The 25,300-nt window shown below is 55.3% G+C and carries 23 protein-coding genes; 8 read left to right on the forward strand and 15 right to left on the reverse strand.

Annotated features, from left to right (window positions below):
* Nucleotides 1-124 precede the first annotated feature (124 nt).
* From BM323_RS01155 to BM323_RS01165, 3 genes are all read left to right on the forward strand, one after another.
* Nucleotides 125-715 carry a metal-dependent hydrolase gene (locus tag BM323_RS01155; protein WP_008102915.1) on the forward strand — a complete coding sequence of 197 codons (591 nt, stop codon included), beginning with the start codon at nt 125-127 and terminating at the stop codon, nt 713-715.
* Nucleotides 716-868: 153 nt separating this feature from the next.
* On the forward strand, nt 869-2,260 hold the full coding sequence (locus BM323_RS01160; RefSeq protein ID WP_008102914.1) for an L-cystine transporter: 1,392 nt from the start codon (nt 869-871) through the stop codon (nt 2,258-2,260).
* A 197-nt stretch (nt 2,261-2,457) separates the two neighbouring features.
* Nucleotides 2,458-2,841 (forward strand): DUF6515 family protein, encoded by a 384-nt coding sequence (locus tag BM323_RS01165; protein WP_008102911.1) that lies wholly within the window; start codon nt 2,458-2,460, stop codon nt 2,839-2,841.
* Between the two features lie 55 nt (nt 2,842-2,896).
* Here the strand turns inward: BM323_RS01165 and osmE are convergent, their stop codons facing one another.
* Complete coding sequence (osmE, locus tag BM323_RS01170; protein ID WP_007892614.1) at nt 2,897-3,232, reverse strand: osmotically-inducible lipoprotein OsmE; 336 nt, start codon at nt 3,230-3,232, stop codon at nt 2,897-2,899.
* Between the two features lie 191 nt (nt 3,233-3,423).
* Between osmE and BM323_RS01175 the strand changes: the two genes are divergently transcribed.
* The 3 genes from BM323_RS01175 (at nt 3,424) to cho (ending at nt 6,564) form a co-directional block, all read left to right on the forward strand.
* Complete coding sequence (locus BM323_RS01175) at nt 3,424-4,614, forward strand: multidrug effflux MFS transporter (protein ID WP_091003186.1); 1,191 nt, start codon at nt 3,424-3,426, stop codon at nt 4,612-4,614.
* Nucleotides 4,615-4,731: 117 nt separating this feature from the next.
* Entirely contained in the window at nt 4,732-5,559 is an 828-nt protein-coding gene (nadE, locus tag BM323_RS01180; protein ID WP_008102906.1) for an ammonia-dependent NAD(+) synthetase, read from the forward strand.
* Between the two features lie 144 nt (nt 5,560-5,703).
* A complete protein-coding gene (cho, locus tag BM323_RS01185) occupies nt 5,704-6,564 on the forward strand; it encodes an excinuclease Cho (RefSeq protein WP_091003189.1) in 861 nt (286 codons plus the stop codon).
* Nucleotides 6,565-6,643: 79 nt separating this feature from the next.
* Here the strand turns inward: cho and spy are convergent, their stop codons facing one another.
* The 6 genes from spy to BM323_RS01215 form a co-directional block, all read right to left on the reverse strand.
* On the reverse strand, nt 6,644-7,141 hold the full coding sequence (gene spy / locus BM323_RS01190; RefSeq protein WP_008102902.1) for an ATP-independent periplasmic protein-refolding chaperone Spy: 498 nt from the start codon (nt 7,139-7,141) through the stop codon (nt 6,644-6,646).
* A 385-nt stretch (nt 7,142-7,526) separates the two neighbouring features.
* Nucleotides 7,527-8,522 (reverse strand): succinylglutamate desuccinylase, encoded by a 996-nt coding sequence (gene astE, locus BM323_RS01195; RefSeq protein WP_008102898.1) that lies wholly within the window; start codon nt 8,520-8,522, stop codon nt 7,527-7,529.
* A 45-nt stretch (nt 8,523-8,567) separates the two neighbouring features.
* Nucleotides 8,568-9,896, reverse strand: coding sequence for an N-succinylarginine dihydrolase (gene astB, locus BM323_RS01200; protein ID WP_008102897.1), 1,329 nt, complete (start codon nt 9,894-9,896; stop codon nt 8,568-8,570).
* The gene (gene astD / locus BM323_RS01205) at nt 9,896-11,362 is read right to left on the reverse strand and encodes a succinylglutamate-semialdehyde dehydrogenase (RefSeq protein ID WP_008102895.1); all 1,467 of its coding nucleotides are present in this window, start codon (nt 11,360-11,362) and stop codon (nt 9,896-9,898) included. The genes astB and astD overlap by 1 nt, the downstream gene beginning before the upstream one ends.
* Complete coding sequence (gene astA, locus BM323_RS01210) at nt 11,359-12,390, reverse strand: arginine N-succinyltransferase (RefSeq protein ID WP_008102893.1); 1,032 nt, start codon at nt 12,388-12,390, stop codon at nt 11,359-11,361. Before astA ends, astD begins: the two co-directional genes overlap by 4 nt.
* Nucleotides 12,387-13,607 carry an aspartate aminotransferase family protein gene (locus tag BM323_RS01215; protein WP_008102891.1) on the reverse strand — a complete coding sequence of 407 codons (1,221 nt, stop codon included), beginning with the start codon at nt 13,605-13,607 and terminating at the stop codon, nt 12,387-12,389. The genes astA and BM323_RS01215 overlap by 4 nt, the downstream gene beginning before the upstream one ends.
* A gap of 876 nt (nt 13,608-14,483) precedes the next feature.
* On the opposite strand from BM323_RS01215, the gene BM323_RS01220 reads away from it, so the two are divergent.
* Nucleotides 14,484-15,557, forward strand: coding sequence for a porin OmpC (locus BM323_RS01220; RefSeq protein ID WP_008102889.1), 1,074 nt, complete (start codon nt 14,484-14,486; stop codon nt 15,555-15,557).
* 90 nt (nt 15,558-15,647) lie between these two features.
* Here BM323_RS01220 and BM323_RS01225 read toward each other — a convergent pair whose 3' ends face one another.
* The 7 genes from BM323_RS01225 to BM323_RS01255 all read right to left on the reverse strand — a co-directional run bounded on the left by BM323_RS01225 (nt 15,648) and on the right by BM323_RS01255 (nt 23,389).
* Nucleotides 15,648-17,084, reverse strand: a complete 1,437-nt coding sequence (locus BM323_RS01225; protein ID WP_008102888.1) for a YchO/YchP family invasin — start codon at nt 17,082-17,084, stop codon at nt 15,648-15,650.
* 427 nt (nt 17,085-17,511) lie between these two features.
* Entirely contained in the window at nt 17,512-18,309 is a 798-nt protein-coding gene (locus BM323_RS01230) for a glucose 1-dehydrogenase (RefSeq protein WP_008102885.1), read from the reverse strand.
* A gap of 11 nt (nt 18,310-18,320) precedes the next feature.
* Nucleotides 18,321-19,388, reverse strand: a complete 1,068-nt coding sequence (locus BM323_RS01235) for an ABC transporter permease (protein WP_008102883.1) — start codon at nt 19,386-19,388, stop codon at nt 18,321-18,323.
* Nucleotides 19,389-19,408: 20 nt separating this feature from the next.
* Nucleotides 19,409-20,929, reverse strand: a complete 1,521-nt coding sequence (locus BM323_RS01240; protein ID WP_008102881.1) for a sugar ABC transporter ATP-binding protein — start codon at nt 20,927-20,929, stop codon at nt 19,409-19,411.
* A 9-nt stretch (nt 20,930-20,938) separates the two neighbouring features.
* The gene (locus BM323_RS01245) at nt 20,939-21,550 is read right to left on the reverse strand and encodes a DUF2291 family protein (RefSeq protein WP_008102880.1); all 612 of its coding nucleotides are present in this window, start codon (nt 21,548-21,550) and stop codon (nt 20,939-20,941) included.
* Between the two features lie 42 nt (nt 21,551-21,592).
* Nucleotides 21,593-22,528 carry a D-ribose ABC transporter substrate-binding protein gene (locus BM323_RS01250; protein ID WP_008102877.1) on the reverse strand — a complete coding sequence of 312 codons (936 nt, stop codon included), beginning with the start codon at nt 22,526-22,528 and terminating at the stop codon, nt 21,593-21,595.
* Between the two features lie 63 nt (nt 22,529-22,591).
* A complete protein-coding gene (locus tag BM323_RS01255; protein WP_008102876.1) occupies nt 22,592-23,389 on the reverse strand; it encodes a GolD/DthD family dehydrogenase in 798 nt (265 codons plus the stop codon).
* 376 nt (nt 23,390-23,765) lie between these two features.
* Between BM323_RS01255 and BM323_RS01260 the strand changes: the two genes are divergently transcribed.
* Nucleotides 23,766-24,584, forward strand: a complete 819-nt coding sequence (locus BM323_RS01260) for a DeoR/GlpR family DNA-binding transcription regulator (protein WP_008102874.1) — start codon at nt 23,766-23,768, stop codon at nt 24,582-24,584.
* Nucleotides 24,585-24,657: 73 nt separating this feature from the next.
* Here the strand turns inward: BM323_RS01260 and cheZ are convergent, their stop codons facing one another.
* Nucleotides 24,658-25,299, reverse strand: a complete 642-nt coding sequence (gene cheZ, locus BM323_RS01265; RefSeq protein ID WP_008102872.1) for a protein phosphatase CheZ — start codon at nt 25,297-25,299, stop codon at nt 24,658-24,660.
* Nucleotide 25,300: the final 1 nt, after the last annotated feature.

A 25,300-nucleotide genomic window follows, 5' to 3' on the forward strand; every position in this document is an offset into this window, starting at 1 on the left:
CCCGCGTCATTGTGACGCGGGAAAGTGAAAAATATTAACGCTTCGTTACAGCGTCACCATTCTCATTCACTGGATAAATCCCTATACTGGATGCATCGACAGTTTTATGCAGCCAGGTTTCATCATGACGGCCGAAGGCCATATCATTTTTGCCATTGCCAGCGCCATTTTTGCCAAGCGCGCGGAGCTGACGCCAGTTTTGGCCAGCGCCGATTGGTGGCATTTAGTGCCTGCTGCGCTGTTAACCTGCCTGCTGCCTGATATCGATCACCCTAAATCCGTGTTAGGTCAGCGATTAAAGTGGCTGTCGCATCCCATCGCTCGCGCCTTTGGTCATCGCGGTTTTACCCACAGTTTGCTGGCGGTAGCGGTGAGTTTGTGGTTATTCCAAATCAATGTGCCCGCCGACTGGTTTCTTCCCGCCGATGTGCTGCAAGGTATGACGCTCGGCTATCTCAGCCATATTGTCGCCGATATGCTAACGCCCGCTGGCGTGCCATTGCTGTGGCCTTGCCGCTGGCGCTTCCGTTTGCCAATCCTCAATAGCCAGAAAGGTAATCAGCTGGAGCGCGCACTTTGCCTGGCGCTGGTCGGTTATGCATTGTGGTTCCCGCCCGGCATGCCCTCTTTTGGTGCCAACGGCTGGCCGGAACAACTGTTCAATACGCTACAAAATGGCGTCGGTCGGTTGGTTAATGGTCAAAGCGGTCAATAACCAGTCGAATCAAGCGATAAAGTTATAAAACATTCTTTTTGGGTATAAGCCCGCCCCACGCTGAACTGATAACATTCTAAATATTCCCTAACGGGGACTTACTGTTTTACGTGCCATCCCAGGGCGATGGCACGTCACACTCTGGAGTTGAGCATGGATTTTCCCCTCATTATTAATATCGTGGCGTTTATCGCGCTGCTGATTCTGTTGAATCGCATTGGCAACCAAAGCTGGAGCCTGTCAAAGCGCGTGTTGACCGGATTAGTGTTCGGTGTGGCCTTTGGTCTGGCGCTGCAAACCATCTATGGCGAAAACAGCCCAACCGTGAAAGCGTCGATTGGCTGGTTTAACATCGTTGGTAACGGCTACGTGCAACTGCTGCAGATGATCGTGATGCCGCTGGTGTTCGCCTCGATCCTGAGCGCAGTCGCACGTCTGCACAATGCCTCATCGCTGGGTAAAATCAGCGTGCTGACCATTGGCGTACTGCTGTTTACCACCGCAATCTCCGCGCTGGTCGGCGTGCTGGTGACTGGGCTGTTTGGCCTGAGCGCGGAAGGTCTGGTGCAAGGTGCGCAGGAAACCGCGCGTCTGAGCGCAATTCAGAGCAACTACGTAGGCAAAGTGGCTGATCTCAGCACGCCGCAGCTGTTGCTCTCCTTCATTCCGAAAAACCCGTTTGCCGATCTGGCGGGCGCCAATCCAACCTCGATCATTAGCGTAGTGATTTTCGCCGCCTTCCTCGGTGTAGCAGCGCTGCAACTGCTGAAAGATGACAAGGTAAAAGGCGAGCGCGTGCTGGTTGCAATCGACACCCTGCAATCCTGGGTGATGAAGCTGGTGCGTTTGATCATGAAGCTGACGCCGTACGGCGTACTGGCGCTGATGACCAAAGTGGTGGCCGGTTCCAACCTGCAAGACATCATCAAGCTGGGTGGCTTCGTGGTGGCTTCTTATCTCGGTCTGGCAATCATGTTTGCCGTGCACGCGCTGTTACTGTCGGTTAACGGCATCAACCCAATGCGCTTCTTCCGTAAAGTGTGGCCGGTGATCACCTTCGCCTTCACCAGCCGTTCCAGCGCCGCCAGTATTCCACTGAACGTGGAAACGCAGACGCGTCGTCTGGGCGTGCCGGAATCGATCGCCAGCTTCTCGGCATCGTTCGGTGCCACCATCGGACAGAACGGTTGTGCGGGTCTCTATCCCACCATGCTGGCGGTGATGGTTGCGCCAACCGTGGGCATCAACCCGTTTGACCCAATGTGGATTGCGACGCTGGTGGGTATCGTGACGCTGAGTTCTGCCGGTGTGGCAGGCGTCGGCGGCGGTGCAACCTTCGCTGCACTGATTGTGCTGCCTGCGATGGGCCTGCCGGTGACGTTGGTCGCGCTGTTGATCTCCATCGAACCGCTGATCGATATGGGCCGTACCGCGCTCAACGTAAATGGTTCAATGACCGCCGGTTCACTCACCAGCCGCTGGCTTGGATTGACCGACAAAAAAGTGCTGGAGAGCGACGAGCACGCCGAACTGGCACACCGCTAACGCTCCTCGATACCACAACGGCAGGCCAATTGGTCTGCCGTTTTTTTATGCCCTATTCTCCCCAATTCCCCCCAATCATGGCGCTAGCGTCAGGAAAACGTTAAGCATGGTAAACAGAGGAAAAATCAGCCTCTTTTCGCTTGAGTTTTCGCTCAGGAAGGCCAATTCTGCTGTCAGTCACAGCAGGAGAATCACCGATGAAAACAGTTATCGCCTCGGTGCTGGCGTTAACCTTATTAACACCAGCAATCAGTTTCGCCCATCCCGGCGGCTGGGGCCCCGGTCCAGGTCCGCATTGGGGTGGAGGTCCACATTGGGGCGGTCCCGGCCCGCTGCGCTTCTTACCAGAAGCAGCAACCGCAGTTTTGCTGGGCGGCCTGACCTATTACATGCTGAACGGCAACTACTATCAGCGCCAGGGCGACACCTATGTCGTGGTGCAGCCGCCTGAAGCGCCGCCGGGCGGCGGAATGCGCGTGCTGGATTTCAACGGCAAGCGCTATTACGTGCAGGAAGGTCATTACTACCAGCGCGAGATCGGTGGTGATTATATCGAAGTGCCGCGTCCTTACGGTTTATAAGCGCCACAACGAAAAACGGCCCGTCAATGACGGGCCGTTTCTTATTCTGCTGCGATTACTGAGCCGCTTGCGGATCGGTATCGTAGTCTTTACAGCTCTGGAAACCGTAGTTCATGACGCGACCGGTATCGTTATAGCTAACGAAATAGGTCTGCGGTTTGCCGTCGCGCTCGCCAATCACGTAAGTCTGGCAAGTACCGCGGGCGTGAACCATGGTGATTTCAGTAGAGGCTGGACCGGCAATCTGGCGAACCTGATCACGCGTCATGCCTTTCTTCACATCCTTCACAACCGGCTTGGTTACGTAGCTTTCAGCTTTGTCATAAGTCGTACAACCAGACAGGGCTGCCAGCGTCATAGCGGCAGCGATACATCCCATCACTTTATTCATGTTGTTGTTCCTCGTTTTTTGTCCATGTGGAATAAGCCTGGAACATAAATCCAGATTTATCAACTTTATGGGACAAATTCAGCCAAATTCCGAAGCGTTAGGATTTGGTAAAAATGCTGTGTTGATGCGCTACGGTTCGTATAATCACCCGCGAAAAAATACCTATAGCAATGAATAAAGACAGAGGATTAATGACACCTGCACCTTCTAATCGGCTGGTTTATGCCATCACGCTGGGCCTGCTCGCGGCACTCGGGCCACTCTGTATCGATCTTTACCTGCCGGCGCTGCCGGAACTGGCGCGCGATCTGCACACCGAAACCGCCACGGCGCAGCTGAGCCTCACCGCCGGCTTGCTCGGTTTAGGTGCCGGTCAGTTGCTGTTTGGTCCAATGAGCGACAAGTTTGGTCGCCTGCGTCCGCTGCTGTTATCGCTGGTGCTGCTGTTTATTGCCTCGATTGGCTGTGCGCTGGCAAAAGATATCAACTCGCTGTTAGTGGCGCGTTTGTTTGAAGGCCTGGCGGGCGCAGGCGGCGCGGTGCTGTCACGTGCGATTGCCCGTGATATGTACAGCGGTCATGAACTGACGCGTTTCTTTGCCCTGCTGATGCTGGTCAACGGTTTAGCGCCGATTGGTGCGCCGGTGCTGGGCGGTGCCTTGATGACAGTGCTCAACTGGCGCGGCATTTTTGTGGTGCTTGGCTGCATAGCCATCGTGTTGATCTTTCTCGCCCGCTGGAAATTGCACGAAACTTTACCACCTGAGCGCCGCAGTCAGGGCTCGATCTTTTCCACCTGGGCGGCGCTCGGCCAGGTCGTCACGCATCGTCAGTTTATGGGCTTCTGCCTGACGCAAGGTTTTATGATGTCCGGCATGTTTGCCTACATCGGCGCCTCGCCGTTTGTACTGCAACAGCTGTACGGCCTGACACCGCAAGCCTTCAGCTTCTGCTTCGCTGCTAACGGCCTCGGCCTGATTATTGCATCACAAACCAGTGCGCGCCTCTGTCCGCTGTGGGGTGAATACCGTGTACTTAAAGGCGGCCTGACGCTGGCTTTTGTCGCTTCGAGCTGTTTGCTGCTGGCGGGGCTGACAGGCGCGGCGCTGCCGATTCTGCTGGTCGCGCTGTTCTTCACCATCGCCAGTAACGGCGTAATCGCCACCACCGCTTCTTCGCTGGCGATGCAAAGCCAGGGCCAGCGTGCGGGCAGCGCCTCGGCGGTGATTGGCGTGTGCATGTTCACCTTTGGTGCCATCAGCGTGCCGATCACCGGCCTGGGCGGCACCTCGGTGGCCAGCATGACTGGCACCATCTTTGGCTGCTTTATGCTGGCGATTGTGTCGTTCAATTTGCTGGTGCAGAAGGCAAAAAACGCCTGATTTGCCAGCAAATAACCTGAACAACAAGCCGTGCGGCTTGTTGTTTGTCGGGAGAGGCGTTAGCTTTAGCAGATGATTCGCATTGTGCCGTCAGGCTACTGACTTGAGGAGAGGTTCATGTCACTGCAACAGGAAATCATTGAAGCCCTTGGTGTAAAACCCGTTATCGACCCGCAGCAGGAGATCCGCGTCAGCGTTGATTTTCTGAAGTCTTACCTGAAAGCCCATCCCTTTTTGAAAACGCTGGTGCTCGGCATCAGCGGCGGCCAGGATTCGACGCTAACCGGCATCTTATCGCAAACCGCGATTCGCGAACTGCGTGAAGAGAGCGGCGATAACGATTACACCTTTATCGCCGTGCGTTTGCCGTATGGCGTGCAGGCCGATGAGCAGGATTGTCAGGACGCGCTGGCGTTTATCCAGCCGGACCGCACGCTGGTGGTGAACATCAAAGAAGCGATTCTGGCCAGCGAACGTGCGTTGAAAGACGCAGGTATCACGGTGTCGGATTTCGTGCGCGGCAATGAAAAAGCGCGTGAGCGCATGAAAGCGCAGTACAGCATCGCTGGCATGACCAAAGGCGTGGTGGTCGGTACAGACCATGCGGCAGAGGCGATCACCGGTTTCTTCACTAAGTACGGTGACGGCGGCAGCGACATCAACCCGATCTTCCGTCTGCACAAAGGCCAGGGCAAACAGCTGCTGAAAACGCTGGGCTGCCCGGAGCACCTCTATCTCAAACATCCGACCGCCGATTTGGAAGATGATCGTCCCGGCTTGCAGGATGAAGTGGCGCTTGGCGTCACTTATCAGCAAATCGATGCCTATCTGGAAGGCAAAACCATTGATGCCGCCGCAGCAAAAACCATCGAAGGCTGGTATCTGAAAACCGAACACAAACGTCGCCCGCCGATCACCGTGTTCGACGATTTCTGGAAACCATAAGTTACGCAAGTGCGCATAAATGCGCCCCCGCCAAATCACCGTAGGGTCGCCATTCATGGCGACCTAATTCAAATCGGAACCTAAAGTGGCGATAAAAAGCACAGTTTGATACACTGGATAGACAACCAGTAATTGGAGTGTGCTTTGGTCAGACGTGCAGCCAGCCACCGCCTCGATTTCGATGCGGCAGCAATCTATCAATACCCCGAACATTTACGTCAGTGGCTGGAAGGTTTACCCAACCAGCCGGGCGTCTATACCTTTCACGGTGAAAGCGAAAACCTGCCGCTGTATATCGGCAAAAGCGTCAACCTGCGCAGTCGGGTGATGGCGCATTTCCGTACGCCAGATGAAGCCAAAATGCTGCGTCAGGCGCGACGCGTCACCTGGATCCCCACGGCTGGCGACGTCGGCGCACAGCTGCTGGAAGCGCAGATGATCAAGATGCAACAGCCGCTGTTTAATAAGCGCCTGCGTAAGAATCGCCAGCTCTGTTCGCTGCAGCTGGGTGACGGTGCGCCGCAGGTGGTATATGCAAAGGATCTCGACTTCTCGCGCTCGCCCAATCTTTATGGCCTGTTTCGCAGTCGCTTTGCCGCGCTGGAGAAGCTAAAAGCCATCGCCGATGAGCAGCATTTGTGTCACGGCTTGCTGGGCCTGGAATCGTTACGTCCGGGACGCGGCTGTTTTCGCGCCGCCCTGAAACGCTGCGCCGGTGCCTGCTGCGGTAACGAATCGGTTGCTGAGCATCAGCAGCGCTTGCATGCGGCGTTAGAGCAAATGCGCATTCAGTGCTGGCCGTGGCAAGGCCCGGTTGGCATGGTGGAAACGGGCACGGACATTACACAAATTCATGTGATCGATCACTGGTTCTGGCTGGGATCGGTAAACAGTGAAGCCGAAGCACGCCAGCTGCAGCGCGCCTCGCACGGCTTCGATCATGACGGCTATAAAATCCTCTGTCGTCCGCTGCTTTCTGGCGTGTTCCCGCTGATCGAGCTGTAAAAACAAAACCGCCGAGGTTGCCCAAAGCATCAGATGCGATGGACAACCCCGGCGGTCTCTATTCAGTTAGCGAAAGAACTTATTCAGCATCAGCCGGCGGTGGCGTCATTTTGCCATCGTGCGGGCCTTTCTCGGTTAAGCGCTTCTCAAAGTTCGCGTTGTACTGTTTCTTCTGCTCTGGTGTCAGCACGTTGTAGATCTTGTTCTGGGTTTCCATCATCTGCAGCGCGCGGTCTTTGGCGTTCGCTGTCATCTTCTCAGCCTGCGCTTCGGCTTTCGCACGGTCGAAGGTATCGGAAGCGATGATGGCATGGTCAGCACGACGCTCTTCCAGCGACGGGCGTTTCATATCTTTGTGACCATCACGCAGAATAGTTTTGATCTGCGCTTTCTGCGCGTCGGTCAGGTTCAGACCTTTAAACATCATCTCCATACCGTGATGGCGCATCGGCGGCTTGTGCATCGATTTTTCGCTGCCTGCTGGCGGCGGAGTCAGGTTGTCTGCCGCTGCATGGACGATATTTGCAGCACCAAGAGCCATTGCGGTAGCCAGGAACACAGAAGTTAATTTACGCATAATATTGTCCTTACTTATCAGTTTAATGACGACAGCCTGTGTCGCGTCTTCGGAAACAAGCATACGACGCTGAACGTCAACTACTCAGAGGCTGAGTAAAGCCCTGAAAGCATAAAAGACAGAGATCAGGCAATCATGGAGAGAAAGAGAAGAAATGCGTGAGGAATTGCAAAAGTTTATGACAATCAAGGGAAAAACGCAGGAATTAAGGAGGAGTGTAACGGTATTGTCGGTTTTCAGGAAGGGAAATGTCGGCGGTTTTAACGCCTCTGCACTTTGATGCCCTCACCCTGGCCCTCTCCCACAGGGAGAGGGAAACGCTGCAACATGTTAGCTCGATCGATTCCCTCTCCCGCCTGCGGGAGAGGGTTAGGGTGAGGGAAAATTACAACGCCAACGCCTGCGTCTGTTCATTCTCCTCCACCAGCATCAGACCGGCGCGCAATCCCGGCGCGACATTCGGATTCGGGAACAGCACATACTCGCGTGCCTGCTGCACGTAGTAGCGCCGATCGCCCTCTTCCGCCAGCAGCGTGCCCTGCGGGAAAGCGGTGAAGTTCAGCGTCTCTGGTCCCATGTGCAACACAAACTTATCGCCGTGGCGAGTCAACTGCTGCGCCACGCGATAATGACGCGGCTGTTCACGCACCTCCGGCAAGGCCTCGCCATACAGCAATGCCGCCAGCGCCCGTTGCACACCGCTAAACTGACTCAGATCGTTCTCACCAAACGGCAAAGCCTTGCCCAGTTCCAACGTGCAGCTCGCCGCATTATGGTGCTCGCAGCTGTAATGGGTGAAAGTGCCGCCCGGTGAACGATGGAAAACCAGCGCTTCCATTTCTGCCGCCGCCAGCCAGTGCATAAATTGTTCGGGCCACGGATTGGGATTCAGCGGCATCACGCCAAAACGCGCATGATACGAGCCACGGATCGCGGTATGCAGATCGAGGTGCCAGCGCACTTCGTGATCGAGACAGGCACGCCAGAAACTCTCCAGCTCCTGCTCCAGCTGCAACACACGCTGCGCTTCGGGTACATCGGCCACCTGCTGCCAGCGGCCACCAAACAGGCGGTTGATATCGTATTGCTGGTAGCGCTTGCCGCTGCGCAACGCGGCGGGATTACCCAAAATCACCAGCAAACGCACCGCCAGCGGTTTCTCGCCTTTCAATAATGGCGTCAGCAACAGATTGAGAATCTCAACCGGCGCGGTTTCGTTGCCGTGAATGCCCGCAGAGAGCACCAGCGCCTGCTGCGTGGGCGTGTGCGGCGTGAGGGACAGAAGTCCCTCGTTATGCCATTGCCAACTCAGATGATCGTTGCTGCCCTCTCTTTGCTGTGGCGGCTCACCAGACAAGGTCTGCTGTAAAAAATCCTGCATGTTCACTCCTTTTTAACAACGTGGGGTGAACCTCTCACCCCGGCGTTAACGCTGAAACGCGTAGACACTGCCTAAGTCTAGCAGCTTCGTCAGCTCATCCAGCGCGGTGCGCCCTTCACGCAGCAGTTGCGGGTCGGCTAAATCGGCCTGGGTTAGGCGATCGCGGTAGTGGCGATCCACCCAATCGTTGAGCGTGGCAAACAGGCGATCGTTCATCAGCACCGCCGGATTCAGCGCCTGACGCTCGGTTTCGGTTAACACCACGCGAAGACGCAAACAGGCCGGGCCGCCGCCGTTAAACATACTTTCACGCAGATCGAACACTTTTAGTTCACGAATCGGCCCGCCGCTCTCCACCAGCTCGGTGAGATAACGCCACACGCCCGCATGCTGGCGCGACTCTTCGGGCAGCACCAGCAGCATACCGCCGTCGGCACGCTGCAATAACTGGCTGTTAAACAAATAGGTATTGACCGCATCGGTTACCGACACTTTATCGCGCGGCACTTCAATTGGCTGGAAACCGTTGACGCGCGCGGCGAGGTCGTTCAGCAACTGCGGCTGATTAACAAAGGCATCCTGATGGCAGAACAGCACCTGCTGATTGCTCACTGCAATCACATCGTTATGGAACACGCCCTGATCGATCACCGCCGGATTTTGCTGCGCAAACAGCGTGCGTTGCGCATCGAGCTGATGCAAACGCGCCACCGCTTCGCTGGCTTCACGCGTTTGGCGCGCCGGATAACGTGCCGGTGTTGCGCCCTGCTGCTGCCCATCGCGGCCATAAATAAACAGCTGCACGCCCGCATCGCCGTAATCACTGCCGAAGCGATTGTGATTGGCCGCGCCCTCATCACCGAATTGCGCTACCTGCGGCAGCGCATCGTGCACGCTGAAGTGCTGCGGGTTACGGAAAATGGCGCGCAGCAGATCGGCAGTTTCCGGCGCCTCAATGGCGCGATGGAATTTGTTATTCAGATTGGCAACGGTGAAATGCACGCGACCATCGGCGCTATCCGCCGACGGCGACACCGTGGCGGCATTGGCCACCCACATCGCCGAGGCGGAGCTGGCCGCCGACAACAGCTGCGGCGCGTGCTTCGCCGCCTGCGCCAGCACCTGCTCATCGCTGCCGCTAAAACCAAGTTGACGCAGCAGCGGCAGATTAGGACGCTCGTGCGGCGGGATCACGCCCTGCACGTAACCCATATCCGCCAGCGCTTTCATCTTCAGCAAGCCCTGCTTCGCCGCCAGACGCGGGTTCGAAGGCTGCAGCTGATTGCGCGTCGAGGCTTCATTACCAAACGACAATCCCGCGTAGTGATGTGTCAGGCCGACCAGCCCATCAAAGTTAGCTTCAAACGCTTTCATTATTTCGCTCCCTGCGCGGAGAAATCGAGGCCCGGCGATAAGCTGCCCGGCAGCGCCAGGCTTGGGCTCTCCAGCGACGCCATTGGCCACGCGCAGTAATCGGCGGCGTACCATGCGCTGGCACGATGATTCCCCGAGGCGCCGATGCCACCAAAAGGTGCGGTGCTGGCCGCGCCGGTCAGCGGTTTGTTCCAGTTAACGATACCGGCGCGCGCCTCGAGCAGCAGCTGATCAAACTGCGCGCGCTGCGGCGAAATCAGGCCGCATGACAAGCCATAGCGGGTGTTATTGGCGATGGCGATCGCCTGCTCGAAACTGTCGTAGCGAATCACCTGCAGCAGCGGACCAAAAACTTCTTCATCCGCTAAATCTTTCACTTCCGTCACATCAATGATGCCCGGCGTGATGATGGCGCTGTCGCGATCCCGCCAATGCATGCCGAGCAACACTTTTCCGCCCTTTTCCACCTGCTGCTGCCAGGCGGCAAAAATATGTCCGGCGGCGACGGGTGAAATCACGCTGCCCATAAACGGCTGCGGTTCGGCATTCCATGCGCCAGGCTGCAAGCGCGCGCTGACCTCAACCAAACGCTGCAGGAAGGCATCGCCCGCCGCGCCGCGCTTCACCAGCAGACGACGCGCACAGGTGCAGCGCTGTCCGGCGGTAATAAAGGCCGACTGAATAGCGATATGTACCGCACCATCGAGATCAGATGGATCTTCGACAATCAGCGCATTGTTGCCGCCCATCTCCAGCGCCAGCATTTTTTCTGGCTGCCCGGCGAACTGACGATGCAGGTGATAGCCGGTGGCGGCGCTGCCGGTAAACAGCAGGCCATCAATTTGCGCCGCATTGGCCAGCGCCTGGCCGGTTTCACGCCCGCCCTGCAGCAGCGCCATCACGCCCGCCGGTAAACCGGCTTGCTCCCACAACTGCACGGTTTTCTCCGCCGTTAGCGGCGTCAGCTCGCTCGGCTTAAACACCACGCAGTTCCCCGCCAGTAGAGCCGGCACGATATGGCCGTTCGGCAGGTGGCCAGGAAAATTATACGGGCCAAATACCGCCAGCACGCCGTGCGGACGATGGCGCAACGAGCTCTCGCCGTCGGCCTGTTCGCCGGTGCGGCTGTGATAGGCCTTAATCGAAATGGCGATTTTGTTGATCATCGCCTGCACTTCGGTCAGCGTTTCCCAGCGCGGCTTGCCGGTTTCCTGGGCGATAGTTTCCGCCAGCGTGGTTTTATGGCTTTCGAGCAGACGGGCAAAACCTTCCACCAGCGCCTGACGTTCCGCAAACGGTTTTTTCGCCCACTGCGGGAACGCCGCGCGCGCCGCTTCGCAGGCCGTAGCCACTTGTGCTGCCGATGCCGCTTTGCCCTGCCACAGCGTTTCGCCGGTTACCGGATTCTGTTTGCTCAGGGCGTCAGCGCCGCCGGTCACCCATTGACCTTGAATAAAATGCGTCATGCTTTTTTCTCCTCGCGACACAGCGTGACCACACGCAGTTGATCGCCAATGTTGCAGTGCAGCGCCGCGCGCTGGCTTTCAGTCAGTTTTACCGTGCCGGATGCCATATCCACCGGCAGCAGCGCCACGCGGAAATGCTGGTAATCGGCGTTTGCCACCAGACACAGCGGCCAGCTTTCATCGGCGACACCGCTCTCAGCGGTTAACTGGCGACTCTTGCGAATGGCACGGATGCGGTCGATTTCGCACTCCAGCGTCGGGCCGCCGTCGAAGATGTCGACATAGTTGAGATAGCGGAAGCCTTCCGCCTCCAGCACCGCACGCGCCGGTGCGGTTTTCGGATGGACTTCGCCGATCACTTTTTGCGCCGCTTCAGACAGGTAATGAATGTAGAGCGGATGTTTGGGCATCAGCTCGGCGATAAAGGCTTTCTGCCCGGTGCCGCTGAGAAAATCGGCTTTGCTGAATTCCATCGAGAAGAAGCGACTGCCGACACTGTCCCAGAAGGGCGAGTGACCATTGTCATCACTGACGCCACGCATCTCCGCCACCACGTGCTTCATAAAGCGGTCGCGGAAGTTAGCCATAAACAGAAAACGTGATTTCGACAGCAGATGGCCGTTTTTGCCATCGCGGTAATCGGGATCGAGGAACAGCGTACACAGCTCGCTGCTGCCGGTGTGATCGTTGCTCAGCGACAGCGTCGGCAAGCTGGCATAGACATTCAGCTCTTTCGAGGCGTGCACCTGCGTGCCGACGCGGAAGTTGTACCAGGGATCCTGCAAACCTACCGCCGCTTCGATGGCGCAAATGCCGACGGCACGATTGTCTTCGCTGTCGGCCAGCACAAACACATAGCCTTGCTCGGCAGGCGGCAGCGCACCTTGCCAGGTGAGCAGCGAACGCTCAATTCGGGCTTTGAGCGTATCGCTATCCGCAGGCAGCGAGGTTAAGCCGCCCCCGGTTTTGCCCGCCAGCGACAACAACTGCGAGAGATCGTCACGTTCGACGGGGCGAATCACCATCATGATGTGGCTCCTTTGAGCACGCGTTCACAGGCACGTTCGAAGCGCGCCAGGCCTTCTTTTACTTCAAGCTCGCTGATGTTCAACGCAGGCGCGAAACGCACCACGTTAGCGCCGGCAATCAGCACCATCACGCCCTCTTCGGCCGCAGTGAGGTTGAACTGTTTGGCTTTACCGGCGAAATCGTCGTTTAGCACCGCGCCAATCAGCAGTCCCAATCCGCGCACTTCTTTAAACACCGGCAGACGCTGGTTAAGTTCCTGCAACGCAGTAACAAACCATTGATGACGCTCGGTTACGCCCGCCATAAAGGCTGGCTGGTTAATCAGCTCCATCACTTTGCCCGCGACGGCGCCCGCCAGCGGGTTGCCGCCGTACGTGGTGCCGTGCGTGCCGACGCCCATTACCTGCGCCAAATCTTCACGCGTCAGCATGGCGCCAATCGGGAAGCCGCCACCCAGCGCTTTGGCTGTGGTTAACACATCCGGCGTCACGCCGTAATGCATGTAGGCGTACAGCGAACCGGTGCGTCCCACGCCGCTCTGTACTTCATCAAAAATCAACACCGCATGATGCTTATCGCAGAGTTCGCGCAATCCGCGCAGGAAAGACGGATCGGCTGGCAGCACGCCGCCTTCACCCTGAATCGGCTCAACGATCACCGCGCAGGTTTGGTCATTGATCAGCGCGGCCGCCGAGGCCAGATCGTTGAAATTAGCGTGTGCTACCGCTGGCGGCAGTGGCGCAAAATCACGGGAATAGGCCGGTTGTCCGCCCGCTGTTACGGTAAACAGCGTGCGGCCGTGGAAAGCGTTGTTAAAAGCAACGATTCCGTTCTTCTCAGCGCCGAAACGGTCGTGTGCGGTTTTACGTGCCAGCTTCAGTGCTGCTTCATTCGCTTCAGCGCCGGAGTTACAGAAGAACACGCGGTCGGCAAAGGTGGCATCAATCAATTGTTTGGCGAGACGCAGGATCGGTTCATTGGTGTAGCCGTTACCGGTATGCCACAGTTTGCTCGCCTGTTCGGTCAACGCCTGCTGCAACGCGGGATGCGCATGACCCAGGGCGTTAACGGCAATGCCACCGGCGAAATCGATATACTCTTTACCTTGCTGATCCCACAGCGTAGAACCTTCAGCACGAACCGGAACAAAAGCCGCGGGTGCATAAACTGGCATCATCCATTGATCAAAATTTTGACGCGAAACCTGCTGTGACATAGCCCTCTCTCCTGCTTCACACCCGGTGAAGCCTTTGTTTTGAAATTGTTAAAAATGTTAAGTGGCAGCTCTACTGTATCTTGCAGATAGCGTGCCAGCCAGCCGCAAAAATGCATAAACGTCTTGCCACTACGAAATATCAATAACTTAACCAGTGCGACTATTCACATTAATTGCATAAAAAGTGAATATCAGTCTGATGCAGGCTGAATAGCAGCAATTTATTTAGCGGATTTATGCATCGGCAAAATGAAATATTGCTTTTGTGATCGGGCAGGAAATATTTCGCCAAATTAATGCGATAAACGCACTTTTTTGGGGCGAGATGTGCCTGATTGGTGCAGGAAAGTGTTAGCGCGGTGCAGATTTAGCATGGAGTGGATTAATCGGTTTTTAACATTTACATGTTCAAATTGAATGTTATTTCGCCAGTTCGTTATTAAACGAAACCTAAATAACATTTTGTGACCAAGGTTATTATCAGAACAGAAATAAACAGACACAAAGCCATGAACCCGATAATTACCATGCTAACGATTAGCTGGATTCAGATATTTGCTATTGAACAATTATGCATAGGCTTGTGCTATTTCACGAACAAGCTAGTTACTTTATTTACGCATCTTTAATTTTTAAAATATCGTATAAAATCATTAAGATAACTATTTAAACATTCATATCCCTTGTTGTTTTAGGGATAAGTTTAACCAATACAAAATTCCACATAATGGAATTTAAGATTAAAAATCACACAAAAAGTTAATGGGAAATATTTAGTTACATATATTGCACTGTCGATCTTGAACCTTTTGTGTCATTTTCTTTTCACCCCGAATAAGGGGACAAAATTAAAAAATATCACAGGGTAAAAATTAAATGATGAAGCGCTCCTTACTGGCAGCAGTGATGCCTTTACTGCTGGGACTTTCTTCGGCTCAGGCCGCCGAAATCTATAACAAAGATGGCAACAAACTGGACCTGACTGGCAAAATTAACGTCTCGCATCTGTTCTCTGATAACGATGCATCTAATGGCGACACCTCGTCTTATACCCGTCTGGGTTTTAAAGGCGAAACCAAGATCAACGACCAACTGACCGGTTACGGCCAGTGGCAGTATCAGTACAGCCTGACCAACTCTGAAGGCAGCGATGCTAACAACGGTAACAAGACCCGTCTGGGCTTTGCCGGTCTGAAGTTCGGTCAGTTTGGCTCAATTGATTACGGTCGTAACTACGGCCTGATTTATGACGTGCTGGGTTACACCGATATGCTGCCATTCTTCGGTGGCGATCAAGGTTACTCTGATGGATTCCTGTCCAGCCGCTCAGGTGGCGTGCTCACCTGGCGCAACAAAGATTTCTTTGGTCTGGTGAAAGGCTGGAACGTTGCGGCTCAGTACGAAGGTAAAAACGATCGCAGCGCTTCAGACATTGCGGTACGCCGTTCGAATGGTGATGGCTTCGCGCTCTCCACTTCCTATGACTTCGATTTCGGTCTGAGCCTGGTTGGCGCTTACGCTAGCCTGGATCGTACCAATACGCAGAACCAGGCCTTACGTGGCGATGGCGAGAAAGCACAACACTGGACTACTGGCCTGAAATACGATGCTAACCAGATTTATCTGGCAACCATGTACGGCGAAACGCTGAACGCAACCCCAATCAATGGTGGCTTTGCTAACAAAGCGGTTAACTTTGAAGCTGTGGCGCAGTATCAGTTCCTGAACGGCCTGCGTCCTTCAATCGGTTACGTTTCATCGAAAGGCAAAGAGATTGAAAATATTGGTGATGTCGATCTCACCAAATATGTTGCTGTCGGTGGAACCTATTACTTCAACAAAAACATGTCTGTGTATGCTGAATACAAAATCAACCTGTTGAAAGACGATAATGCGTTGGGCATTGCTTCTGATGATGTCACCGCTGTAGGTCTGGTTTACCAGTTCTAAGTTGCATTACCCTCATAGCTATTCGGCTAGTGTCGGCTGAACATGCGCAAAGGGCAGCGAAAGCTGCCCTTTTTTATTGGCGTGATGCGATTACGGCGCCATCAAATCAAAACGATTATCATCACCCTGATCCAATGAGAACGGCGGTTGCAATTGCAGGACGATTTCGTTCGAAGTGACGCGATTCTGTTTGCTGTCTTCTAACACCACCGACAAGCGATAACTGTTATGCGCGCCCGGCGAGCTATCCCAGGCTGGCATGATCACGCTCCAGCCCTGCGGATCGTTGGGATTGGCACCCGGCGTCAGGCTTAGCGCCTGGGTATCGCCCTGCCACATCACTTTAGCGATCGGATTGGTGCTGCGGATCTGCAGTTTCAGCGGCAAGCTTTCTCCGCCATTTAGCTGCCACGGCGGCGTAGCGAGAAATACCGACAGCGTTTTACGCTGGCGATATTCCAGCACCGGCGTATAGCTGCGCGTCACGTTATCGTAGCGACTGCCGCGCAGCGAGTGCGCCGCCGCTACGTTATCCGGACTCAGCTGCTGGCTGAGAGCCACGCCAAAACGGTAGTTGAGACGCAAACCGAGCTGATCCTGGCTCTCACCGCTGTCGCTGGTTTTGTGGCTGGCGGATAAGGTCACCAGCGGCACTGGCGTGTAAGTGACGCCAAAGGTCAACGCCGACGGATTGTGGTAGCGATTGCCGGAGCTAAACAGATCGACGTTATCGCCAAGATATTGCTGCCAGCTCACTGATGCACCGAGCTGGCGATACTGCGGCAAATAGCCCTGGGTGGTGAAATCGTAGCCGCGCGCCATACGCTGCTGCTGGAAAGGATTGCGATCCTGCCAGCCCGATAGCGGCGTGTAGTAGTTGGCGGAGAAGCGCAGATAGTCGCCCCACGCTTCGGTACCCAGCGAGGCGCGCTGCAGGCCGCTGCTGAACATGCGGTCCACAAAGCCGTTATAGCCCAGCTGCCATTTGCCCGCCATCCAACGCTGGCCGAGCCCCACATTGCCCACCAGCCCATCATCGGTTTGATGGAAACCCACCTGACTGAAGGTCAAATAGCGATAGTTATCCGCCCACGGCGTCAGCAGCGAAGCACCGCTGCCGTTAAAGTTGCCATCGATGTCAACGTTGAAATCGATCTGCGCGTTGCCATACGGCGACAGCAATGATTGACCTTCATTGACCAGACGATTTCCCACTTCATCGCGGAAGTGATTAAAAGCCCAAAGTCCGGCCTGCTGGCTTAACGAATTGTCGTCCGTGCTGTTCTGGCTGGCTTCGCCAATGCTTTTGGCAATAGTCGCCAGCTTTTTGTTGAACGCTTCGGTTTCGTCCTGATAGCCCAACGCAGGTAACTGATCGGCCATTTTCTGAAAACGTGTGGGATCGCTAAACGGCGCATCGGCGAGTTTAGTGTCAGAAATCAACGCCAGCGCAGGCGCGGATGCAGCAAGTAATGAAAAACCAGAGAGATATCGCACGCTTTTGAGTGATAACAAAGTAGATAACATAGCTAAAAATAGGGTTCGACCCAGTTCAGAATTTGAGGTGGCTCACAAAAGTGCATAAGTCTACCCTAGCATATTCTGATGCAAGTGCCGGAAATGTCTGGTTTCGATTAAGACATTGGCGGGAACTTTCGGATTTGTAGAGTGCGCATTCGTGCGCATCTGGAAACCAGGTCGCCATAAATGGCGCCCCTACGGATGCAGCGATTGTTTTGTAGGGTGCCCATTTATGGGCATCTGGAAGTCAGGTCACAATAAATGGCGCCCATACAGTTGCAGCAATTGTTTTGTAGGGTGTCCATTCATGGGCACCTGGAAGTTAGGTCACCATAAATGGCGACCCTACGGAGGTAATCGCTGTTTTGTAGGGTGCCCAATTATGGGCACCTGGAAGCCAGGTCGCCATAAATGGCGACCCTACGGTGAACTATCAGGAGAAGATTAAACCGCCATCCACATTGATGGTCTGCCCGGTGATATAGCGAGCATCGTCAGACGCGAGGAAAGCCACTAAACCGGCGACATCTTCCGGCTGCCCCGCGCGCTTAAGCGGGATATTTTCCACCCACTCCGCCATAAGCTCGCCTTTGCCATACTGCTTTTTATCGCTGCTGAGGATCTCGCCCCACACGCGATCGTTGTAGTCCCACATTTCACTCTCGATAATGCCCGGACAGAAGGCATTCACCGTGATATGCCACGGTGCCAGCTCCAGTGCCAGGCTCTGGGTAATCCCGATCACGCCCATCTTGCTGGCCGCATAGTGCGGAGTATAAATGAAGCCCTGACGTCCCTGGCCGGACGAAGTGTTAATCAGGCTGCCGCTGCCCTGCTTGACCATATATTTCGCCGCTTCCCGACAGCACAACCACACGCCGGTGGTGTTCACCGCAAGGATCTTTTCGAAGTCGCTTTTTGGCATCGAGTCGAAGCGATCGATGGTGATGACGCCCGCATTTTGAATCGACACATCAATGCTGCCGAAGCGCTCAGCCGCCTGCTGATAGAGCTGCTGTACCTCATTTTCATCGGTAACATCGACCTGCAGCGCCAGAATCTCACTACCAAACTGCTGTTCGATGGCCTGCGCAGTACTGAAGACGCGTTCCGAGTTCGACACCATCACCAACCGCGCGCCGTCGCGGGCAAAACGCGCCGCAATGCCCGCGCCAATCCCGCGGCATGCGCCGGTAATCACCACCGTTTTTCCACTAAAATCGCGTGTCATGTTGCCTCCTGTTATCCATGTGTTGCTTCAGGCAGGGCGGCCGATTGCTGCTTTTTTTCATGTCTGCGCAGCAGCACCACCTTACTTTGTAATTTTTGCTGGAATTGGTCGATCACCACCGCAGTAACAATTACCAAACCTTTAATCACCATTTGCCAGAAATCGCTGACGCCCATCATCACCATGCCATCGGCAAGGAACACGATGACAAAGGCACCGATAATCGAGCCCGAGACCCGCCCGCGTCCGCCCGCCAACGCCGTGCCACCCAGCACCGTGGCACCGATGGCGTCCATCTCGAACATATTGCCGGTCATCGGGTGCGCGGTTTGCAGCTGCGACGCCACAATCAAACCGACCAGCGCGGCGCACAAACCGGAAAAGGCGTAAACAAACACTTTGACCTTGATAATCGGCACACCCGCCAGGCGCGCCGCCGATTCGTTGCCGCCGGTGGCGTAGATGTAACGTCCGAGCGGCGTTTTGCGTGTCAGATACAATCCCAGCAGCAGGAAACCGAGCATCATCCATATCGGGATATACACGCCCAGCACCGAACCGGAACCGAGCAAGGCGAAGCCGGTGTTGCCAAGCGCTGGCGTACCGACGAGGTTGGCGTAGGTGCTGCCATCGTTGAACAGCAGCGCCGCGCCGCGTGCCACATACATCATGCCGAGCGTGCAGATAAAGGGTGCTACGCCGAGTCGCGTGACCACCGTGCCATTAATAAGCCCCAGTGCAACGCCAAACAGCGCCACCACCAAAATCACTTCTGGCACGTTGAAGAACAGCACGTTGCCGCCCCACAGCGGAACGCCGTTAGTGAGCAGCGCACCCGCTACCATGCCGCATATGCCCGCCACCGCGCCCACGGACAGATCGATGCCGCCGGTCAAAATCACCAGCGTCATGCCGATCGCCAGCAAGCCGGTGATCGCCACATGCTGCGTCATGATCAGCAGGTTGGAGGTGGTGAGAAAGTTAGGCACCATAAAGCTGAAGAAACTCACCACGATTAATAAAGCAATAAAGGTGCGCGCCTTAAGCAGGTACATGTAGATCAGGTATTTTTGATTCATCGTTTTACTCTCCAGCGGGCTCAATCATGCGGCGTTGAGGCGCTAATCAGGGCTTCGCGCGTGGCCGCCGCGCGCGGTAAATCGGCGGTGATACGACCATCCGCCATCACCAAAATGCGGTCAGCCAGCGCCATCACTTCATCCAGCTCGGACGAGGAAAACATCACCGCCAATCCCTGCTGCGCCAGACTGCCAATCAGGTGATAGACGTCGGTTTTGGCGCCCACATCAATGCCGCGCGTCGGCTCATCCAGCAGCACCACCTGCGGACCGGTCATCAGGGCTTTGCCCAGCACCACTTTTTGCTGATTGCCACCGCTTAACGAGGTGATCGGCAATTCGGCATCGCTGACTTTGATGGCGAGATGACCAATCATTTCATCAACGCGACTCTTTTCTTTGTGCGGATTGAGCATGCGCCAGCAGCGGCGAAAGCCGCGCAGGCTAAGATCGCTGAGCGTCATATTGGCGGTGATCGACATCAGCTGCACCACGCCTTCGGTTTGACGATCTTCCGGCACCAGCGCGATACCTTTTTTCAGTCGCTGCTGGAAGCTGCGCTTCTCCAGCGCTTCGCCGTTCAGACTGACGCTGCCCGACTGACAGTGCATCATGCCAATCAGCCCTTTGAACAACTCGGTGCGCCCGGCGCCCAGCAAGCCGTAGATGCCAATCACTTCGCCTTTGCGCAGCGAGAAAGAGACATCATTGAGTTTGTAGCCGCCGTTTTGATGTAGCGCGGTAAGCCCGCTGACGCTGAGTACCGTTTCGCCCTGGGTCGCCGGTTGGTAGTCGAAGTGTTTCTTCTTGTCGCCCACCATCTGCTCGATGATCCACGGAATCGAGGCGTCGCGGACTTCGCGTTCGCTGATAAAGCGTCCGTCGCGGAAGATGGTGATGTGATCGCCAATCTCCATCAGCTCCTCCAGCCGATGTGAGATATAGATGATGGTGACGCCGCGCCGTTTGAGCTGGTCGATGACGTTGAACAGCACCTTCACTTCTGACTGGCTGAGCGCGCTGGTCGGTTCATCCATGATCAGCACGCGCGTGTCTTTTGATAGCGCGCGGGCGATCTCCACCAGCTGCTGATGGCCAATACCGAGTTCAGCCAGCGGCGCGTAGGGATCGACATCCAGCTCCAGCCGTTCCAGCAGCGCTTTGGCCAGTGAATATTGGTACTTCTCGTTGATCACGCCGCGCTGGAAAAACTCATTTGCCATGAAGATGTTGTCCATCACATTCATGTTGGGAAACAGGTTCAGCTCCTGAAAGATAATGCTGATGCCCTGTTTTTCCGCCTGATGTGTGGAGCTTAGCGACACCGCCGCGCCGTCCAGCAGAATCTCGCCCGATGAGGGGATCTCCACGCCCGCCAGCATTTTCATCATGGTGGATTTTCCCGCGCCGTTTTCGCCAATCAGCACGTTCACTTTGTTGCGATAGACGCGGTAATTGACCTGATCCAGCGCGGTAACGCCGGGATAGATACGCGACACGTTGCGGGTTTCAATAATCACGTCATGTTGAGGCTGTTGCATATCCGCTCCTTACTGACGTGTAATCGCCGCAGGTGTCACATTCGGCACCTGCTCCGGCGTATCGAAGCTGCTAAACACGCCAGCAAGCTGCACTTTGTCACCCACTTTGGGCTTGAAAGCACTCATCATGTTCGCCGCCTGCTGATTGATCGCGCGGCTGTAGTCGCCGAATAACACCTGATCGTTAAAGTCCTGATAGCTAGCACCTTTGTAGGCATCGCGTAACACCGTGCCGGGAAAAATCGGGCCAACCTGCACCGTGATGTTGTCACCGGACACATCCTTAACCGTCATCCGGCCATTACGCGACGTGGTGTTGACGGCGGTGACTTCGCCGCTCACGTTGACACTGAACACACACGGATTCTCTTCCTGACTGCGATAGCCGTAGGTTTTACAAGCGCTATCAAAATCTTTGGCGGACTTCAGCGCATTCAACAACTCAGCCACCGGCTTCGCATCATGCTGAATCTGCGGCACCAGCTTCTGTTGCCATGTTTGGGCAATATTGCCCATTTTGGGATTGGGAGGATTTTTCAGGTCGGCCAGCTCCTGCTGCGACACAATGCGGCAACCGCTAAGGATCACGACAGGAAGCAGTAACCAGAGTCGTCTGTGCATCACATTCTCCTGGGCGCCCGATAGACGGGCGCACCGCATTGATTACGACTTGAAGTTAAAGTCCTGCACGCCTTTGGCGTTGTCTGGCGTGATGAGAATGCCGCGGAACATCACGCGCTGCTTCTCAGGTTTGGTGCCTTTCTGAATAAAGTTGTCGAGGTCGGTCACGCCCTGTGCGGCGATGGCTTGCGCCTGCAGCATCACCGTGGCTTTCAGGTCGCCTTTTTCCACCGCGTCACGTTCATCATTGCTGCCGTCAATGCCGACCACGATGACGTCGTTACGGCCCGCCGCTTTCAATGCCGCAATCGCGCCCAGCGCTACCGGACCGTTACCGCAGATCACCCCTTTCACATCCGGATGCGCCTGCAGAATGCTGTCCATGATGCGTTTGCCGTCAATCAATGTGCCTTTGGCATCCTGACGCGCGACGCTTTTCATGTCTGAATATTGGTCGAGCACCTGATGGAAGGATTTAGAGCGAGTGACGCAGTTGTTGTCGGCGAGGTTACAGGTGAGTTCCGCGTAGCTACCCTTTTCTCCCATCTTCTCGACAAACACGTTGGCCACGTCAGATCCGGCCTGGAAGTTGTTGTGGGTGATCTGCGCCAGCGCCACGTCGTCTACCGGGATTTCACGGTTAATCAGCACCACCGGAATGCCGGCATCTTTGGCTTTTTTGATGGCGGCAACGCTGGCGGTGGAGTCGGCGTTATCCAGCACGATGCCCTGCACCTTTTTGCCGATGGCGGCATCAATCAGTTCACTTTGTTTTTTCACATCTTCGCCATGCGACAGCACGCTGGTTTTATAGCCCAGCTGCTGCGCTTTGAGGTTGGCACCTTTGGCTTCGGAGGCGTAATACGGGTTATCCAGCGAGTTCACCAGAATCATGATGGTGCCTTTATCGGCAGCGAAACTGGCTTGGGAGATCATGCAACTGGCAATGGCAGTTAACAGCAGGGTACGTTTTTTCATGGTGAGGTTCTCTCATTGTTATATTGGGTCACGCAGGGTCAGCCGTTCTGGTGTTGGCGCGGCTTACCAGATGGTAAAGCCACCGTCGATCATTAAATCTGCGCCGGTGATCATGTCGCTACCGTTGCTGGCGAAGAACAGCACTGCGGCGGCGATTTCGTCGGTATAGGCAAAGCGTCCGAGTGGGATCAGCTTTTTCATCTGCTCGCCCTTCTCGCCGCGCCAGGCTTTTTCACCCATCGGCGTCAGCACCACGGTGGGCGATAAGGTATTAACGTTGATGCGATAGGGAGCGAACTCTTTAGCCATCACTTTGGTCATGCCGAGCAGACCGGCTTTGGCCGAGGTGTAGGCAACGTGGTTATCGATCGCGATAGAAGCGGCCTGCGAGGCGATATTGATGATTTTGCCGCCGTTACCGGCGCGCACCATGCGTTTACCGGCTGCCTGCGAGCAGAGGAAAGGTCCGGTAAGATTGACGTCGATCTGCTTTTGCCACTCGGCAAAATCGGTTTCTAACACCGGTTGCAACATCACGTAGCCCGCGCAGTTCACCAGGATATCAATCTTGCCGTAATGCTGTTCGACGTTATCAAATGCCGCTTCAACCGAGGCTGGATCGGTCACGTCGCAGCACACCAGCAGCACACGATCGGCAGCAAACTGATCCTGCACGCCCGCCACTTTTTCGCTTTCAAAAGGCGGATAGAGCAGCGCCAGCCGTGCGCCCTTCTCCAGCAGCATGGCGTTACTGGCCATCGCAATCCCGCCTAGCCCGCCGGTGACCACCGCCACTTTTCCGGTTAAATCCTGCTCAATGTTCACGCCGTAGCGCAGGTTAACGTCATATTCCCCACTCATCGTCTCTCTCCATAATGGTGTACGGCGGCTCTGGTTACGGCTGGCCGGGTTATCGTTTTGGCAAATATCATTTTCGAACAAAAATATAAGCTATCGATTAATAATGGTTTGTGGAGGAGATCAAATTTCATACAAATCGCAGCAAGAAAAATTATCCCCATGATTTTATTAACTTTGCGTAAATTACTGAATTTATGACATGGAGAGAGCTGCTAGTGGCTTTCTGCGAAATCAATCGCATAGCAGATGGTGATTTTCATTCGAAAGCCAATGATTCTGGAAGCTGCCTCGCAAATGCCCAAAACGCAGAGTAAAATCAGCTCGGGTTTCCTTATTGGCGAAACCAGACCGTGATTGGAAAGAGGGAGCATTTCGATTGAAAAGCAAAACTGAGCAGCTGGCTGATATGCAGCAGCGCCGTGAGAAGATTCTGGAGATGATCCGCGAAGACGGCACAGTCACGGTTAAAGCGCTAACCGACACCTTCGGCCTGACCGAAGCCACCATTCGCACCGACTTGCGCATGTTGCAGCAAGAGGGGCACGTGCAGCGTTATCACGGCGGTGCCACCTTGATGACCGGCAAGCAGAATACCGGCGCAATGTTGCTGGAGCGTCAGACGCATCTTGAAGAAAAACAGGCGATTGGCCGTCTTGCCGCGCAGCATGTGGAAAATGGCGACACGGTGATTTTCGATTCCGGCACCACCACCACGGCGATTGCCGAGGCGATTAGCCATATTCGTCGTTTATCGGTGATTACCACGGCGGTGAATATTGCGCTGAAACTGGGCGGCGAGCCGGGCATTAATATTTTGCTGACCGGTGGGACGTTCAAGTTCCCTACGCTTTCGACTTCGGGCGAGAAAGCGGCTTCGTTTTTCGAAAACGTGCTGGCGGAAAAGCTGTTTCTTGCCACGGCCTGTATCTCGCCGCGTCTGGGGTTGAGCTTTCCCAGCGAGACGGATATCAAGGTGAAAATGGCGATGATCAAGTCAGCCAACACCGTGTATGTGGTGGCGGATTCCAGCAAGATCGATAAGGTGTCGATGTTCGCGCTACCGTGTGACTGGAGCCATATTCACTATCTGATTACCGATAGCGGTATTTCTCCGGCGCAGGTTGCGGCGTTTGAGGCGTTAGGCGTGGAAGTGTTGGTGGCGCAATTGGCGTTGGCGCAGAAGCGCGCGGTGTAAAACCAGGTGGGCATAAATGCCCACCCTACGCGGTTTTGTAGGGTCGGCATTGATGCCGACCGCTCGCAAACCGTTAAAACCCTAAGCTATCCAGCAGGTCATCAACCTGATCCTGGTTCGCCACCACGCCGGGTGCATTGGCGTGGATCTGCGGACCGTTCAGCAGGCTGTTGCCCTCTTTACGCGCCGCGGCGTTGGCTTCTGGCATATTCTCCAGCAGCACCATCAACAGCTGACGCTCGATCTCCTGGATCACATCCATCATGCGCTTGATCACCTGACCGGTAAGGTCCTGGAAATCCTGCGCCATCATGATTTCGAGCAACTGCTTATTGGTGTACGACGTGTGTCCCGGAACGTCAGTCAGGAACTGGCGCGTATCCGAAACCAACTCGCGCGCATCAGTCAGTTCAATCGGATTTTCAAACCACGCATCCCACCGGCCTTTCAGCTGGTTAGCGCCGGCTTCCATTTGGTCCTGGTGTGGCTGCGCTGCATCAACGCAGTTCAACGCACGTTCTGCCGCTTGCGCCGTCATTTGCACAACATAATCCAGACGATCGCGCGCGTCAGGAATGGCTTCCGCCGCTTCAGCAATCGCCTGGTCTAACCCCAGCTCACGCAGACTGTCACGCAACATGCGCGTCAGTGAGCCGATGCGGGTAATAATGTCGTGTGCCGAGGCTTCTTCGGTTGATTTCGGAAGGTCGCTCATC

This window comes from Pantoea sp. YR525 (genome assembly GCF_900116775.1).
Taxonomy (GTDB): domain Bacteria; phylum Pseudomonadota; class Gammaproteobacteria; order Enterobacterales; family Enterobacteriaceae; genus Pantoea; species Pantoea symbiotica.

What these genes read in the sequence shown, in the direction of transcription:
- BM323_RS01155 (WP_008102915.1), top strand. Translation starts at nt 125, where the DNA reads ATGACGGCCGAAGGCCATATCATTTTTGCCATTGCCAGCGCCATTTTT.
- BM323_RS01160 (WP_008102914.1), top strand. Translation starts at nt 869, where the DNA reads ATGGATTTTCCCCTCATTATTAATATCGTGGCGTTTATCGCGCTGCTG.
- BM323_RS01165 (WP_008102911.1), top strand. Translation starts at nt 2,458, where the DNA reads ATGAAAACAGTTATCGCCTCGGTGCTGGCGTTAACCTTATTAACACCA.
- osmE (WP_007892614.1), bottom strand. Translation starts at nt 3,232, where the DNA reads ATGAATAAAGTGATGGGATGTATCGCTGCCGCTATGACGCTGGCAGCC.
- BM323_RS01175 (WP_091003186.1), top strand. Translation starts at nt 3,424, where the DNA reads ATGACACCTGCACCTTCTAATCGGCTGGTTTATGCCATCACGCTGGGC.
- nadE (WP_008102906.1), top strand. Translation starts at nt 4,732, where the DNA reads ATGTCACTGCAACAGGAAATCATTGAAGCCCTTGGTGTAAAACCCGTT.
- spy (WP_008102902.1), bottom strand. Translation starts at nt 7,141, where the DNA reads ATGCGTAAATTAACTTCTGTGTTCCTGGCTACCGCAATGGCTCTTGGT.
- astE (WP_008102898.1), bottom strand. Translation starts at nt 8,522, where the DNA reads ATGCAGGATTTTTTACAGCAGACCTTGTCTGGTGAGCCGCCACAGCAA.
- astB (WP_008102897.1), bottom strand. Translation starts at nt 9,896, where the DNA reads ATGAAAGCGTTTGAAGCTAACTTTGATGGGCTGGTCGGCCTGACACAT.
- astD (WP_008102895.1), bottom strand. Translation starts at nt 11,362, where the DNA reads ATGACGCATTTTATTCAAGGTCAATGGGTGACCGGCGGCGCTGACGCC.
- astA (WP_008102893.1), bottom strand. Translation starts at nt 12,390, where the DNA reads ATGATGGTGATTCGCCCCGTCGAACGTGACGATCTCTCGCAGTTGTTG.
- BM323_RS01215 (WP_008102891.1), bottom strand. Translation starts at nt 13,607, where the DNA reads ATGTCACAGCAGGTTTCGCGTCAAAATTTTGATCAATGGATGATGCCA.
- BM323_RS01220 (WP_008102889.1), top strand. Translation starts at nt 14,484, where the DNA reads ATGATGAAGCGCTCCTTACTGGCAGCAGTGATGCCTTTACTGCTGGGA.
- BM323_RS01225 (WP_008102888.1), bottom strand. Translation starts at nt 17,084, where the DNA reads ATGTTATCTACTTTGTTATCACTCAAAAGCGTGCGATATCTCTCTGGT.
- BM323_RS01230 (WP_008102885.1), bottom strand. Translation starts at nt 18,309, where the DNA reads ATGACACGCGATTTTAGTGGAAAAACGGTGGTGATTACCGGCGCATGC.
- BM323_RS01235 (WP_008102883.1), bottom strand. Translation starts at nt 19,388, where the DNA reads ATGAATCAAAAATACCTGATCTACATGTACCTGCTTAAGGCGCGCACC.
- BM323_RS01240 (WP_008102881.1), bottom strand. Translation starts at nt 20,929, where the DNA reads ATGCAACAGCCTCAACATGACGTGATTATTGAAACCCGCAACGTGTCG.
- BM323_RS01245 (WP_008102880.1), bottom strand. Translation starts at nt 21,550, where the DNA reads ATGCACAGACGACTCTGGTTACTGCTTCCTGTCGTGATCCTTAGCGGT.
- BM323_RS01250 (WP_008102877.1), bottom strand. Translation starts at nt 22,528, where the DNA reads ATGAAAAAACGTACCCTGCTGTTAACTGCCATTGCCAGTTGCATGATC.
- BM323_RS01255 (WP_008102876.1), bottom strand. Translation starts at nt 23,389, where the DNA reads ATGAGTGGGGAATATGACGTTAACCTGCGCTACGGCGTGAACATTGAG.
- cheZ (WP_008102872.1), bottom strand. Translation starts at nt 25,299, where the DNA reads ATGAGCGACCTTCCGAAATCAACCGAAGAAGCCTCGGCACACGACATT.